Genomic DNA, 14116 nt, shown 5'->3' on the forward strand with positions numbered 1-14116 from the left:
GGGCACGCCCCCGATAATCGAACGCACGTCGCCCATCGGGAGTGCCTTCATGCAAGAAACGACCCTGCTGATCTTCGCCGCCGTCGCATTCGTCGGCATCGCGACACCCGGCCCGACCGTGCTGCTCGCGCTGACCAACGGCTCGCGCTACGGCGTGCGCCGTGCGGCCTGGGGCTTCGCGGGCGCGATGCTGTCCGATTTCGTGCTGATCGTCGCGGTCGCGCTCGGCCTCGGCGCGCTGCTGATGGCGTCGGCGTTCTGGTTCTCGGTGGTCAAATGGCTCGGCGCCGCGTATCTCGCGTACGTCGGCATCAGGCTGCTGACGTCGAAGGGTTCGCTCGACGTCGCCGCCGCGCACGGCGACGCGGCGTCCGAGCGCAACGCATCGATCTTCGCGAAAAGCTTCCTGACCGCGGTGACGAACCCGAAGGGTTATCTGTTCTTCTCCGCGTTCCTGCCGCAGTTCCTCGATCCGTCCGCGCCGCTCGCGCCGCAATACGTCGCGCTCGCGGTCACGTTCGCGCTGCTCGACGGCGTCGTGATGTCCGGCTACGCGCTGCTCGGCGCACGCGCGGTGCGGCTGCTGAAGCGCTCGGGCGCGCTGTGGCTCGAACGCACGTGCGGCGCGATGCTGCTCGCGCTCGCCGGTTCGCTCGCGTTGTACCGGCGTCATGCCGCGTAGGGGCGGGTTCGGATGAGAATCGACGCGCCGCCCCGCTCCGGCCTCTCCGCCCTGTCGCTCCGCCAGCTCGAACGCGCGGATCTCGACGCGTGGTACGCGTACCTGTCGAACCCCGACGTGATCCGCCACACGAGCTGGAACCTGCGCTCGCGCGACGATCTGCTGCCGCTGTTCGACGGCATCGAATCGGCCCATCCGGAGTCGATCCGGCGTCTCGCGATCGTCGACACCGCATCGGGCGTGCTCGCCGGTACGATCGGGCTGCATACGGTGTCCACCGTGAACCGCTCGGCGGAAATCGCCTACGATCTCGCCCCGTCGCACTGGGGGCGCGGGATCGCGAGCGCGCTGTGCGCGTCCGTCACCGCGTGGGCCTTCGCGGAAGGCGGGTTCATGCGCCTTCAGGGCATCGTGCTGACCAGCAACGTCGGCTCCGCACGCGTGCTGCAAAAGTGCGGCTACCGCTACGAAGGATTGCTGCGCGCGTACCGGATGGTGCGCGGCACGCCAGGCGATTTCGCGATGTACGCGCGTCTCGCCACCGACTGACGCGCGACGCGCGCCGCCATTGGACGGCCCTCACCGAATTGGCGACAATCGCCGTTCCCCTCCTCGACGCTCCGCCATGAAAATCGCCGCGCTATCCGACATCCACGGCAACCTTGCCGCGCTCGACGCGGTGCTCGACGACGTCCGCCGCCGCGGCGCCGACGTGATCGTCAATCTCGGCGACATCGTGTCGGGCGCGCTTCATCCGGCCGAGACGGCCGACCGCCTGATCGCGCTCGACCTGCCGACCGTCAAGGGCAATCACGAGCGGCAACTGCTCACCGGCGAGCGCGAATCGATGCGGCTGTCGGATCGCTGGGCGCACGACACGCTGCGCACCGACCATCTCGACTGGATCGCCGCGCTGCCCGAACGCATGACGCTCGATCGCGACGTGCTGATGGTGCACGGCACGCCCGCCAGCGATCTCGTCTATTTCCTCGAAACGGTCACGCCGGAAGGCTGCCGCGCGGCCACGCCCGATGAAATCGCGCAGCGCGCGGGCGACGAACCGGCGTCGCTGATCCTGTGCGGGCACACGCACGTGCCGCGCACGGCGAAGCTCGACGACGGCCGGCTGATCGTCAACCCGGGCAGCGTCGGGCTGCAGGCGTACACCGACGACCTGCCGCATCCGCACCGCATCGAGACGGGCTCGCCGCATGCGCGCTACGCGATGGTGTCGCGCACGGCGTCGGGCTGGAACGTCGAATTCCACGCGGTCGAATACGACTGGCACACGGCCGCCGCAACGGCCGCTTCGCGCGGCCGCGACGACTGGACCGTCGCGCTGCGCACCGGCCGGTGCTGACGCGCCGGCTCGCCACGCCCCGACTTCATTCAACGGAAAACGCCCGAGACATGCCCGTTCCGTCGCAACTGCTCTTCCTGCCCGGCGCGTCGGGCAGCACCGCCTTCTGGCAACCGCTGGCCAGCCGGCTGACGCATCCGGCCGAGCGGCGGATCGTCGGTTATCCGGGCTTCGGCGACACGCCGCGCGATCCGTCCGTCGACGATTTCGACAGCCTCGTGCGCCATGTGCTCGATACGATCGACCGGCCCACCGCCGTGATCGCGCAATCGATGGGCGGCGTGATCGCGATGCGCGCGGCGCTCGACAAGCCGGATCTCGTCACGCATCTGGTGCTGACGGTCACGTCCGGCGGACTCGACATGGCAGGGCTCGGCGCACAGGACTGGCGCACCGGTTTCGCGGAAGCGAACCCGCAGTTGCCCGACTGGTTCATGACGTTTCGCGCCGATCTGTCGCAAGACATCGGCCGTATCACGCAGCCGGCGCTGCTGCTGTGGGGCGACGACGATCCGGTCAGCCCCGTCGCGGCCGGCCGGCGCCTGCTCGAACGGCTGCCCGATGCGCGGCTGCACGTCGTGCCGGGCGGCCGGCACGATCTCGCGGCCGTGCATGCGCACACGCTCGCGCCGCTCGTCGACGCGCATCTGCAGCGCACGTAACGCCGCCCGCTTCAGCCTGAACCCGACGATGCGGCGCGTTCGCGCCGCGTCGCGTCACCCTGCGTTCCTCAGCGTCAGCCGCGCCTCGATCCCGCCGCCATCCGGCCGGTTGTTCAGCGTGAGCGTGCCGCCCATCGCGAGCGCGAGCTGCCGCGCGATCGCGAGGCCGAGCCCCGTGCCGCCCGTCTCGCGATTGCGCGACGTCTCCACGCGCCGGAACGGCTCGAACACCGCGTCGAGCTGATCGTCCGGAATGCCGGGCCCGCGGTCGAGCACGGCGATCACCGCGCCGCCATCCGGCGCGGCGTGCACGTCGATCTCGGCCGCGCCCGCGAACTTCAGCGCGTTGTCGACGAGGTTGCCGACGATGCGGCGCAGCGCCTTCGGCCGCGTGACGAGCGCGAGCGGCGCGCGGCTGTGCAGCGCGACGTCCTGCCCCGCATCGGTGTAGTCGCACACGATGCTGTCGAGCAGCGCATCGAGATCGATGCGGCGCGCGGCTTCCTCGGTGCCATGCAGCGTCCGCGCGTACGCGACGCCCTCCTTCACCAGATGCTCCATCTCGAGCAGGTCCTGGCGCAGCTTCGCGCCCTGCGCGTCGTCGTCCATCACGTCGACGCGCAGCCGCATCCGCGTGATCGGCGTCTGCAGGTCGTGCGAGATCGACGCGAGGATCTGCATGCGTTCGGCCATGTACTGCGCGATGCGGTCCTGCATCGCGTTGAACGCGCGCGCCGCGCGCGCAACCTCGGACGGGCCGCCCTCGTTCAGGCGCTCGCCCTTCAGGTCGGGGCCGAGCGCGTCGGCGGCCTGCGCGAGCTGCTTGAGCGGCCGCGTCGCGAGCCGCACCGCGAGCCAGCAGCACGCGGCCAGCACCGCGAGCTGCAACGCGAGCACGACCGGCAGCCAGCCCGACAGCGGCACCGTCGACATCGGATGGATGTCGATCGTCAGCGGCGAGCCGTCGGTCAGGCGCAGATGCACCTGCAGATGTTCGCGATCGCCGGGGATCGCGTTCGCGGTCAGCGGGTATTCGCCGCCGATGCCGTCCGAGATCGACCGCTCGACGCGCGCCGACAGCCGCGCCTCCGGCGGCGTGCCGGTCTCGCCGGGCCCGAGGATGAACGCGTAGCTGCGCCGCGCGAGCCGCGGCAGCCACGCGGCGCGTTCGGTCGGCGGCAGGTGATCGAGCAGCGCGACCGAGCTTGCGACCTCGCGCTCGATGTAGCCCATCATCAGGTTGGTGGTCGCCTGGTCGCGCTCGGTCACGGTGAGCCAGAACGACAGCGTCTGCGCGAGCGCAAGGCCCACGCACAGGATCAGCGCGAGCCGCGCGAACAGCGAGCGCGGCCAGTGCCACGGCATGCGCGCGCTCATGGCGTACCGTCGATGGCAGTCACGGCCGACGAGAACACATAGCCCTCGTTGCGCAGCGTCTTGATGTAGCGCGGTTCGCGCGCGCCGTCGCGCAGCCGCTGGCGCAACCGGCTCACGAGCAGGTCGATCGACCGGTCGAACGGGTCGGACTGCCGCCCCTGCGTGAGGTTGAGCAGCTGGTCGCGCGTCAGCACGCGCTGCGGATGATCGAGGAACACGCGCAGCAGCCGGTATTCAGCGCCGCTCAGCGCGACCAGCGTCCCTTCGGCGTCGAGCAGGTGGCGCCCCGTCGTGTCGAGCCGCCATTCGCCGAACGCGAGCAGCTCGGCCGTTTCCGTCACCTGCATGCCGGGCGGCAGCATCCGCGCGCGGCGCAGCACCGAGCGAATCCGCGCGAGCAGTTCGCGCACCGCGAACGGTTTGGCCAGGTAATCGTCGGCGCCCATCTCGAGGCCGATGATGCGGTCGGTTTCCTCGCCGCGTGCGGTCAGCATCAGCACGGGCACCGTGCGGAACTTGCCGGCGCGCAGGTCGCGGCACAGCGTGAGGCCGTCCTCGCCCGGCAGCATCAGGTCGAGCACGATCAGGTCGGGCGCGCCGTCGTCCAGTACGTTGCGCATCTCGCGGCCATTCGCGGCCAGCGACACGCGCATGCCGTTCTTCTCCAGATAGTCCGCAATCAGTTCGCGGATGGCGCGATCGTCGTCGACGATCAGCACGTGGTCGATCTTGTCCATGAGTCGGGGTCGGTGTGGGTGGGTTCGGGCTGGCGATGTCCGCTGTTATACCGCACGACGGGCACGCGTTTGTATCCCAATGTATCGCGCCGCCGTGACGACACACAACATTGCACACGCGCGTCTCGCCGGACACATCGCAGATACGTCGGCGCGGCTCAATGAGGCCTGTCGAAACCCGTCGGCCGCCGCGCCCGAGCGGCGGCCTCCCGATCAGGAGAACGCCATGCTGACCCGACTCAAGACCGCCGCCCTCGTCATCGCCCTCGCCGCCACGGCCGGGCTCGCCGCCTTCGCCGGCACCCGCGACGACGCGGGCATGCAGACGTCGCTGGCCGGCACGCCCGCGCCCGACTTCACGGGCATCGACCGCTGGCACAACAGCGCGCCGCTGACGCTCGGCCAGTTGCGCGGCAAGGTCGTGCTCGTCGATTTCTGGACGTACTCGTGCATCAACTGCATTCACACGATTCCGTACGTGAAGGACTGGGACCGGAAGTATCGCGACCAGGGGCTCGTCGTGGTCGGCGTGCATACGCCCGAATATCCGTTCGAACGCGATGCGGGCAATGTCCGCGATGCGATCAAGCGCTTCGGCATCCAGTATCCGGTCGCGCAGGACAACCGCTACGACACGTGGCGCGCGTACGGGAACCAGTACTGGCCCGCGCTGTACCTGATCGATGCGAGCGGGAAGGTCGTCTATACGCGCTACGGCGAAGGCGGCTACGACAAGACCGAGGCGGCGATTCGCAGTGCGCTCGCGCAGGCGGGGGACACGGCGAAGGGCGCGACGCGCACGCAGTAACGGGCCGGCGCGCGGGCGCGTGCCGGCGCTCGCGCGGGTCTTGCCCGTTGATTCGTATGCTTACTCGCGCTTCGCGTCGGCCTCGGCGAGCATCGCTTCGCCGATCTTGACGTTCCCTTCCGCGATCAGCCCGTCGCCCGCCCCGCGAATATCCTCCACCGCCTTGTTCTGCCCGAGCTTGCGCTTGCCGACGAGCCGCGTGATCTCGATCTGCAGCCCGACGATCGACTGCAGCATCATGTCGAGATAATCCGTCGGCGCATCGCCCATCTTCCACGGCACCGGCTGCGACGCCTCGTGCGTGCGCGTCAGCCGCGCGACCACGCCGCGCGCGAACTTCTCGTCGTCGCGCACCGTGATGCGGCCGAACGCATGCACGACCACGTAGTTCCACGTCGGCACCTGCCGGTGCGCCGCGTGCTTGCTCGGGTACCAGTTCGGCGAGATGTACGCGTCGCCGGCGCGGAAGATCACGAGCACCTCGTCGCCGTTCGCCACCTCCTGCCAGATCGGATTCGCGCGCGCGACGTGCGCGTGCAGTTCGCCGAGCGCGCCTTCGCCCGGCAGCAGCTCGAACGGAATGTGGTTCGCGTCGAGCCCGTTCTTCCCGTGCGTGATCAGGCTGCCGAACGGGTGCTGCACGATCAGCTCGTGCAGCACTTCGGGGCGGGATTCGTCGAAATGGGCAGGGACGTACATGTCGGCTCCACGGTCGTGCGGGGTTCGGAAAAAGCGCGGGCCCGGGGCCCGTCATCCGCCGATTGTGACCGCAAACTGGTTTATGCTGTAGAGCCGGTTTGGAACAATTTCAGCAGACCAGAATCATGGCAAGAACGGCCCGGATCGTCGAAATCCCGTCGCTCGGCGCGCTCGACCGCGCCGCCGGCGACCTGAGCCGCCAGCTCGCGCAGGCGTTGCGCGAAGCCGTGCGCCGCGGCGACGTCCGCGCGGGCGACACGCTGCCGTCCACGCGGCTGCTCGCGGCGGCGCTGCAGGTTGCGCGCGGCACCGTCGTCGATGCGTATGCGCAGCTCATCGCCGAAGGCTTTCTCGAATCGCGCGGCGGCGCGGGCACGCGGGTCGCGAACGCGCTCGCGGAACCGCCGCCCGTCGAAGAACCGCCCGTCGCCCGCAAACGCGCGGCGCACGCCGGGCTGCCCGAACCCGCCGCCACCTTCGCGCAAATCGCCCGCGAATTCCGGCCGCTGCCGGCCATGCCGTTCGCGATCTCCGTGCCGGTCGGCCTCACCGCGCCCGACGACATCTGGCGCCGGCTCGGCAACCGCCTGCGCGCACGCGGCGCCGGCGCGCCGTCCGGTTATGCCGATCCGCAGGGCGCGCTGCCGCTGCGCGAAGCGATCGCCGATTACGTGCGCCGGTCGCGCTCGGTGCGCTGCCATGCCGACCAGGTCGTGATCACGAGCGGCACGCAGCAGGGGCTGCACCTCGCGAGCCAGGTGCTGCTCGGCGCGGACGATCAGGCGTGGGTCGAGAATCCGGCCTATCGCGGCATCACCGCGCTGCTCGAAAGCACCGGGCGGCGCGACGCGATGGTGCGCGTGCCGGTCGACGCCGACGGCATCGACGTCGAAGCCGGCATCCGCATCGCGCCGCACGCGCGCGCCGCGTTCGTCACGCCGTCGCACCAGTACCCGCTCGGCATGCCGATGAGCATGGCGCGACGCAACGCGCTGCTCGCATGGGCACGCGCGCAGCGCGCCTGGGTGATCGAGGACGATTACGACAGCGAGCTGCGCTACGAAGGTTATCCGTTCCCGTCGCTGCAGGGGCTCGACCCCGACCGCGTGATCTACCTCGGCACGTTCAGCAAGATCCTGTTTCCGTCGCTGCGGCTCGGCTACGTGATCGCGCCCGGCGATCTCGTGCCCGCGTTCTGCGGCGCGCGCGTGCTGATGGACCGCCATGCGCCGACCGCCGACCAGCACGTGCTGGCCGCGTTCATCGCGGAAGGCCATCTCGATCGCCATATTCGCCGCGTGCGCGGCGTGTATGCGGAACAGCGCGCGCTGCTGATCGACACGCTCGGCGCGCGGCTGCCGCGCGAGCTCGCATGGGTGCAGCCGGGCGACCAGGGGATGCACGTCGTGCTGTGGCTCGCGCCAGACATCGACGATCTCGACGTGGTCGCGCGCGCGGCGCAAGCCGGCGTCGCGGTACGCGCGGTGTCGCCGATGTTCGCGCCGGGCACGGCCCGCCCGGGGCTCGTGCTCGGCTTCGGCGGATTCGGCCGCGCGCAGATGGAAGCCGCCGCGCAGCGGCTCGCGGACGTAGTCGCATCGTCCGGACATTCGTCGGGAGAATCGCGGCCGTTTGCACCGCAAAAGGTTGTCCGCGGGCAACAAACGTAATTGTCTGTAAATCCTGCAAGCAAAACGCCGTTTCGACCGCCGGCACGCGTGCGCCGTTTGCTAGGATCGCGCCTCTTCCGTCCACGCCCCTGCCGCCGTGAATCGCTTCGTGCCGTTTCTTCGAGACTCGTGGACCCGCTGCCGCACCCGCCTCGCGCCGCTCGCCGCCGCCTGCCGCGCGCGCGCCCGCGCACTGTGCGCCGGCGTGCTGCATCGCCTGCGTCATCCGACGCGGCGCGGCGTGGCGCTGACGCTCGCCGCGATACCGGTGCTCGGCCTGCTGGTGCTGCTCGCGTTCATCCCGTTCACGCCGAGCATCGGCGACATCCGCAAGGCGCGCATCGACCGCCCCGCGCGCGTGCTGTCGGCCGACGGCCAGGTGATCGCCGAATTCCGGCCGGTCAACCGCGAATGGGTGCCGCTCAAGCAGATCTCGCCGCACATGGTCGACGCGCTGATCGCGACCGAGGACCATCGCTTCTACGACCATCACGGCATCGACTGGCGCCGCACGCTCGCGGCCGGGCTGCACACGTTCTCGGGCAGCCGCCAGGGCGGCTCGACGATCACGCAGCAGCTCGCGCGCAACCTGTACCCGGACGAGGTCGGCCGCGCGCCGACGCTCACGCGCAAGGTGAAGGAGCTGATCACCGCCTTCAAGATCGAGACGGTCTACAGCAAGAACGAAATTCTCGAGACCTACCTGAACACCGTGCCGTTCCTGTACAACGCGTACGGCGTCGAAATGGCCGCGCGCACCTACTTCGGCAAATCGGCGAACCAGCTCGACATCGTCGAAAGCGCGACGCTCGTCGGGATGCTGAAGGGCAACAGCTACTACAACCCGGTGCTGAACCCGGAGCGCGCGGTACAGCGGCGCAACATCGTGCTCGGCCGGATGGCGCAGATGGGCATGCTGACGCCGCAGCAGCTCGCAAAACTGCAGCGCCGGCCGCTGCGCGTCGACTTCGAGCCGCAGACCGCGCAGCCCGGGCCGGCCCCGCACTTCGCAGTGCAGCTGCGCAAGTGGCTGATCGCGTGGGCCGACCGCAACAACTACGATCTCTACTCGGACGGCCTCGTCGTGCGCACGACGCTCGATGCGCAGTTGCAGGACATGGCGACGCAGGCGCTGACCCGGCAGACCGACCAGTTGCAGGCGATTGCCGACAGCGTATGGCGCGGCCCGTCCGGCTGCGGGTTGCGCAACGACCTGTTCCGCGGCTTCATCCGCCAGACGCCCGACTATCGCGAGGCCCGCGACGCCGGGCTCGCCGATGTCGCCGCGCTGAAGCAGCTCGGCGCGAACCGCGCGTTCATGCGCGCGCTGTGCGAGCGCAAGACGCAGGTGCAGGCCGGCTTCGTCGCGATCGATCCGCGCAACGGTGCGATCCGCGCGTGGGTCGGCAGCCCCGATTTCGGCAGCGAGCCGTTCGATCACGTCGCGCAGGCGCGGCGCCAGCCGGGCTCGACGTTCAAGCCGTTCGTCTATGGCGCCGCGTTCGCGGACGGCATGCGGCCGGGCGATACGTTCATCGACCGCCCCGTCGCGATTCCGATCGACGGTCGTGCGATCTGGCGCCCGACCGATGCGGAGCCGCCGACGGACGAGCCGATGACGCTGCGCGACGCGCTCGCGCTGTCGCGCAATCGCATCACCGCGCAGGTGATGCAGCGTGAAGGCGCGGCGAAGGTCGCGCAGCTCGCGCGCGCGATGGGCGTGCGCGACAGTCCGCTCGATGCGGTGCCGTCGCTCGCGCTCGGCACGAGCCCGGTCACGCTGAAGGAGATGGTGTCCGCATACGGGACGATCGCGAATCGCGGCGTGTACGTCGCGCCGCAGATGATCACGCGCATCGAGGATCGCGACGGCAAGGTGCTCGCCGCGTTCGGCAGCGCGCCGCCCGAACGCGCGCTGCCGGTGGCCGCCGCGCAAACGCTCGTCGACGTGATGCGCGACGTCGTCGATCGCGGCACCGGCGCCGACATCCGCTCGCGCTACGGCATCCGTATCGACGTCGCCGGCAAGACGGGTACGACGCAGGACAACGCGGACGGCTGGTTCATCCTGATGCATCCGCAACTCGTGGCCGGCGCGTGGGTCGGTTTCGACGACGGCAGCGTGACGCTGCGCAGCGACTACTGGGGTGCGGGCGCGCACAGCGCGTTGCCGATCGTCGGCTCGTTCTACGATGCGGCGCTGCGCGCGGGTGCGATCGATCCGCGCGCGCAGTTCTCGCCCGACTTCCGGCCGCGCAGCGCGCCGGCGCCGAGACGGCGCCCGCAGCATTCCGGCCTGTTTGACTGGTTGAGGTTTTTCCGCTGATCGCCGCGCCGGCAGGCAACGCCGGCCGGCATGACGGCTGCCCGTTTCATCGTCACGTCGACGAGACCGACCTTCCCGGCGCGTTCCGCCCGGAACGCGCCGCGCTCCGGCGACCGGTCGAGCGACGTGCATTCGGGCCACGCGCGCCACTGCCCGTCGCGGCCGAGCAGCCCCCGGTGCTCGCCCTCGATTGCCCATCGAAAGGGTCGCCCTCGTCGTCGTTGCTGTCGGTTTCGTCGTTTCAGCCGTGAACGGGCAGGATGCCCGCGCCGTGCTATTCCCAGTCCACGCCCCAGATATCGATCACATGCCGCGAGTCGAACGCGACGCGCATGCCCGGTGCGATGTCGTCCGTACAACGGGGCTGGTTGTCGAGCTCGCCGATCCAGTGCCCGGCGGCGCGCTCGATCACGCAAACCCACATGCGTTCGACGTTGACCTGGGTGTGTCCGTGCTCATCGACGGTCGAGATGCGGAAGATCAGCTTGACGAGCGCATCGGCCTCGACCGCGTCGCGCTGCGCGCGCGAAGGCAGATGAAACGTATCGGGATGCTCGGCGGCGATCGCGTCCGCATCGTCGAGTTCCCAGCCGTCGGTATCCATCCGTGCGAGTGTCGTCATGCTCTTCGTCCTGTAGCCTGAACGGCGCGGCCGGGCATGCCCGATTGTGCCGCGATCGAAGCGCCATACTAGCGCAGCAGCGTGTCGAATTAGTCCACCCGGACGAAGCGGGCCCGCCACGCGCCGCGCACCATCTCCGTGATCGTCCATCGATGACGGAGGCTCCATGACCCCAAGCGCAGTCGACATCGCGAACCTGCTGTATCTCTACGCGGAGCGGCTCGATGCCGGCGACCTGCCGGGCGTCGCCGAGCTGTTCCGGCATGCGCGCATCAAGACGAAGGAAGGCGCGCCGACGATCGGCGCGGAAGAATTGCTCGCGCTGTTCAGCGCGAGCGTGAAGCGTTACGCGTGCGGCACGCCGCGCACGAAGCATGTCGTCACCAATCCGATCATCGAGATCGATGAGGCCACGCATCGCGCGACGGCGCGCTCGAACTACACGGTGCTGCAGTCAGTCGACGGCCTCGCGCTGCAGCCGATCGCCGCGGGCCGCTATCACGATGCGTTCGAACGCGTCGACGGCGTGTGGCGCTTTTCATTCCGCGACTACACGCTGTTCGATTTCGCGGGCGACCTGAGCCGCCATCTGAATCCGATTCCGAACGAGCCATCGGCCGGCTGACGCGCCGGCCGACGTAAAACACGTGCGGTCAGCTCGCAGCGAGCGTGCCAGCCAGCGCGTCGAACTCCGGCGCCCACGCGGCACGCCATGCGGCCTTCGTCGCGTCGTCCACCCACGCGCCGTCGATCCCGTTCAGCATGAACTGCTTCAGCTCGGCGATCGTGAAGCCGAAGTGGCTGAACATCAGCTCCCACGCCTCGCTCGGATTGACCTTGTGCAGCGTCGGATCGTCGGTGTTCGGATGGATCTTCAGCCCGAGGCCCGGCATCTTGCGCATCGGATGCAGTTCCGCCCATTGCTCCGGCGGCAGTGTGCGCAGGTAATACGAATTCGTCGGCACGACCGTGAAGACGATCCCGCGCTCCGCATAACGCGCGCACAGCTCCGGGTTGTCGACGATCGTATAGCCGTGATCGACGCGATCGACCTGCAGCAGATCGACGGCCGTCTCGACGTTGCGCCACGGCATCCCGAACTCGCCCGCATGCGCGGTCGTGCGGAAGCCCGCCGCGCGCGCGTTGCGATACGCCTTCCAGAACAGCTCGGGCGGCCGGTCGTTCTCGCGATAGTCGATGCCGAGCCCCGCGACTTCGTCCGCGCGGTTCGCCTTCATCCATTCGACGATCGCAACCGCCTCGTCGGGGTCCTGCTCGCGGTCGATGCTCGGAATCAGGCGCGCGCCGATCCCGAAGTCGCGCGCGGCGTCGCGAATCGCCGTCACGATCGCGGCCTGCGCGTCCGCATACGCGATACCCGACACACGCACCGTACCGGTCGGATTCCAGAAGAATTCCGCATGCCGAACGTTATGCGCGGCCGCATCTTCGAGGTACTCGTATGCGATCCGCCGCAGGTCGTCAGGCTGCGTGAGCAGATACTTGTCGAGCGCGCGCAGCACGTGCAGCACGCCGACCGGCTTCTCGCCGCGCGCGTAGAACGCGTCGATCTCCGCACGCTCGATCGGCGCGCCGCTGCGCTCCGCGAGCGCGACGAACGTGTCGTGCCGCACCGCGCCGAGCAGGTGGCAATGCAACTCGACTTTCGGCAGCGCGCGGAAGAAGGCCCGATGGGCCGGCGTGATGTCGATGCCCGTGCGCGCGGCCGGGACGTTGCCTGGTGTTCCCTTCATGTCGATCTCTTTGGGTAGTGCAGTTGCATCGTGAAAGCCGTCTCTCAGTGCGGCTTCACGACGGTCCAGAAGTAATAGCCGAGCGGAATCGCGAGCACGACGAGCCCCCACGACACGTCGCGCCAGCGGCCGGCCAGCAGCTTGACGAGCACGTAGCACAGCAGCCCGCCGGCAATGCCGGTGCCGAAACTGTTCGACATCAGCGTGAGCAGCACCATCGACATCACGGGCAGCGCATCGGTGAAATCGTCGAAATGCGTATGACGGATCGTCGCGAACATCGACAGCCCGATCAGGATCAGCGCCGGTGCGGTGGCCTCCTTCGGGATCGCGAGCGCGACCGGCACGAACAGCAGCATCGCGGCGAACAGCACGGCTGCGGCCAGCGACGACAACCCGCTGCGCCCGCCCGCCTCGACGCCTGCCGCCGATTCGATCAGCGCGGTCAGCGCGGGGATGCCGAACACGGGCCCGATCGTCGCGGCGAGCGAGTCGACGAGGAACGGCCGGTTGATGTTCGGCAGGTTGCCTTGCTCGTCGAGCAGGTTCGCCTTCGCGCCGACCGCGAGCGCGGTGCCGAGCGTCGAGAAGAACTCCGCCGCGAAGAACGCGAACAGGTACGGCGCGGCGGCGAGGCTCAGCGCGCTGCCGATGTCGAGCTTGAACGCGATCGGCGCGATGCTGTGCGGCAGCGACACGAACGACGCGGGCAGGTGCGTGACGCCGAGCGGCACGCCGGCTGCAGCCGCGGCGAGGATCGCGATCAGGATCGCACCGGGCACCTTGCGCGCCTGCAGCACGATCGCGACCGCGAGACCGATCAGCGCGACAAGCGCGCCCGGCCGCGAGAAATCGCCGAGCGCGAACGCGTTGGTTTTCGCGTTCGCGACGACCATCCCCGCATTGCGCAGCCCGAGCATCGTGACGAACAACCCGATCGACGCGCCGAGCCCGAGCTTGATCTGCACCGGAATCAGCTTCATCACGACGCCGCGTGCGCCGAGAATCGTCAGCAGAAAGAACAGCACGCCCGACACGCAGGCGATGCCGAGGCCCGTCTGCCAGCCGACGTGCTCCGTCGTCGCGAGCGTCACGCCGATGATGACCGAGCCGCCGATGCCGGGGCCGACGAGGAACGGCAGGTTCGCGTAGAGCCCCATCAGCGTGGTGAAGAGCACGAACACGATGATCGTCGCGGTCGTCGCCGCGCCGCGCTCCATGCCGCCGGTGGCAAGCAGCGACGGGATCACGACGAGCAGGTACGCGGCCGCGAGAAACGACGTGACGCCCGCGATCGTCTCGGTGCGCACGCTCGTGCCGCGCGCGGCGAGCGCGAAGCGGCGTTCGAGCCAGTTGGCCGGCTTGCGCGCCGGCATCGTGTCAGTCGCTGACATGGTGGTTCTCCTGTGATACCGATTA

General features: G+C 69.3%; 14 protein-coding genes. 8 read left to right on the forward strand and 6 right to left on the reverse strand.

Translation table 11 applies throughout. The annotated features are described in order from the left end of the window. Positions 1–49 precede the first annotated feature (49 nt). From BBJ41_RS26185 to BBJ41_RS26200, 4 genes are all read left to right on the forward strand, one after another. Positions 50–682, forward strand: coding sequence for a LysE family translocator (locus BBJ41_RS26185; RefSeq protein WP_069749141.1), 633 nt, complete (start codon positions 50–52; stop codon positions 680–682). A 12-nt stretch (positions 683–694) separates the two neighbouring features. Then, complete coding sequence (locus BBJ41_RS26190; protein ID WP_069749142.1) at positions 695–1231, forward strand: GNAT family N-acetyltransferase; 537 nt, start codon at positions 695–697, stop codon at positions 1229–1231. A gap of 76 nt (positions 1232–1307) precedes the next feature. Beyond that, positions 1308–2042 carry a metallophosphoesterase family protein gene (locus tag BBJ41_RS26195; protein WP_069749143.1) on the forward strand — a complete coding sequence of 245 codons (735 nt, stop codon included), beginning with the start codon at positions 1308–1310 and terminating at the stop codon, positions 2040–2042. A gap of 50 nt (positions 2043–2092) precedes the next feature. After that, positions 2093–2704, forward strand: a complete 612-nt coding sequence (locus BBJ41_RS26200; protein ID WP_069749144.1) for an alpha/beta fold hydrolase — start codon at positions 2093–2095, stop codon at positions 2702–2704. Between the two features lie 54 nt (positions 2705–2758). On the opposite strand, the gene BBJ41_RS26205 is transcribed toward BBJ41_RS26200, so the two are convergent. After that, a complete protein-coding gene (locus BBJ41_RS26205; RefSeq protein WP_069749145.1) occupies positions 2759–4081 on the reverse strand; it encodes an ATP-binding protein in 1323 nt (440 codons plus the stop codon). Continuing rightward, positions 4078–4818, reverse strand: a complete 741-nt coding sequence (locus BBJ41_RS26210) for a response regulator (protein ID WP_069749146.1) — start codon at positions 4816–4818, stop codon at positions 4078–4080. The genes BBJ41_RS26205 and BBJ41_RS26210 overlap by 4 nt, the downstream gene beginning before the upstream one ends. A 226-nt stretch (positions 4819–5044) precedes the next feature. Between BBJ41_RS26210 and BBJ41_RS26215 the strand changes: the two genes are divergently transcribed. Further along, positions 5045–5626 carry a thioredoxin family protein gene (locus tag BBJ41_RS26215; protein WP_069750381.1) on the forward strand — a complete coding sequence of 194 codons (582 nt, stop codon included), beginning with the start codon at positions 5045–5047 and terminating at the stop codon, positions 5624–5626. 60 nt (positions 5627–5686) lie between these two features. Here the strand turns inward: BBJ41_RS26215 and BBJ41_RS26220 are convergent, their stop codons facing one another. Continuing rightward, positions 5687–6325: an FMN-binding negative transcriptional regulator gene (locus tag BBJ41_RS26220; RefSeq protein ID WP_069749147.1), complete on the reverse strand. Its 639-nt coding sequence runs from the start codon at positions 6323–6325 to the stop codon at positions 5687–5689. A gap of 125 nt (positions 6326–6450) precedes the next feature. Between BBJ41_RS26220 and pdxR the strand changes: the two genes are divergently transcribed. Then, a complete protein-coding gene (gene pdxR, locus BBJ41_RS26225) occupies positions 6451–7995 on the forward strand; it encodes a MocR-like pyridoxine biosynthesis transcription factor PdxR (protein WP_069749148.1) in 1545 nt (514 codons plus the stop codon). A gap of 97 nt (positions 7996–8092) precedes the next feature. After that, positions 8093–10321 (forward strand): penicillin-binding protein 1A, encoded by a 2229-nt coding sequence (locus tag BBJ41_RS26230; RefSeq protein WP_069749149.1) that lies wholly within the window; start codon positions 8093–8095, stop codon positions 10319–10321. Positions 10322–10595: 274 nt separating this feature from the next. Here BBJ41_RS26230 and BBJ41_RS26235 read toward each other — a convergent pair whose 3' ends face one another. Continuing rightward, positions 10596–10943, reverse strand: a complete 348-nt coding sequence (locus tag BBJ41_RS26235) for a DUF2314 domain-containing protein (RefSeq protein WP_069749150.1) — start codon at positions 10941–10943, stop codon at positions 10596–10598. Between the two features lie 166 nt (positions 10944–11109). Between BBJ41_RS26235 and BBJ41_RS26240 the strand changes: the two genes are divergently transcribed. Then, positions 11110–11568 carry a nuclear transport factor 2 family protein gene (locus BBJ41_RS26240; protein ID WP_069749151.1) on the forward strand — a complete coding sequence of 153 codons (459 nt, stop codon included), beginning with the start codon at positions 11110–11112 and terminating at the stop codon, positions 11566–11568. A gap of 28 nt (positions 11569–11596) precedes the next feature. Here the strand turns inward: BBJ41_RS26240 and add are convergent, their stop codons facing one another. Together add and BBJ41_RS26250 are read right to left on the reverse strand one after the other, a co-directional pair. Next, positions 11597–12697 carry an adenosine deaminase gene (gene add, locus BBJ41_RS26245; protein ID WP_069749152.1) on the reverse strand — a complete coding sequence of 367 codons (1101 nt, stop codon included), beginning with the start codon at positions 12695–12697 and terminating at the stop codon, positions 11597–11599. 44 nt (positions 12698–12741) lie between these two features. Then, complete coding sequence (locus BBJ41_RS26250) at positions 12742–14091, reverse strand: NCS2 family permease (protein WP_069749153.1); 1350 nt, start codon at positions 14089–14091, stop codon at positions 12742–12744. Positions 14092–14116 lie beyond the last annotated feature (25 nt).

This window comes from Burkholderia stabilis (assembly GCF_001742165.1).
Lineage (GTDB): Bacteria > Pseudomonadota > Gammaproteobacteria > Burkholderiales > Burkholderiaceae > Burkholderia > Burkholderia stabilis.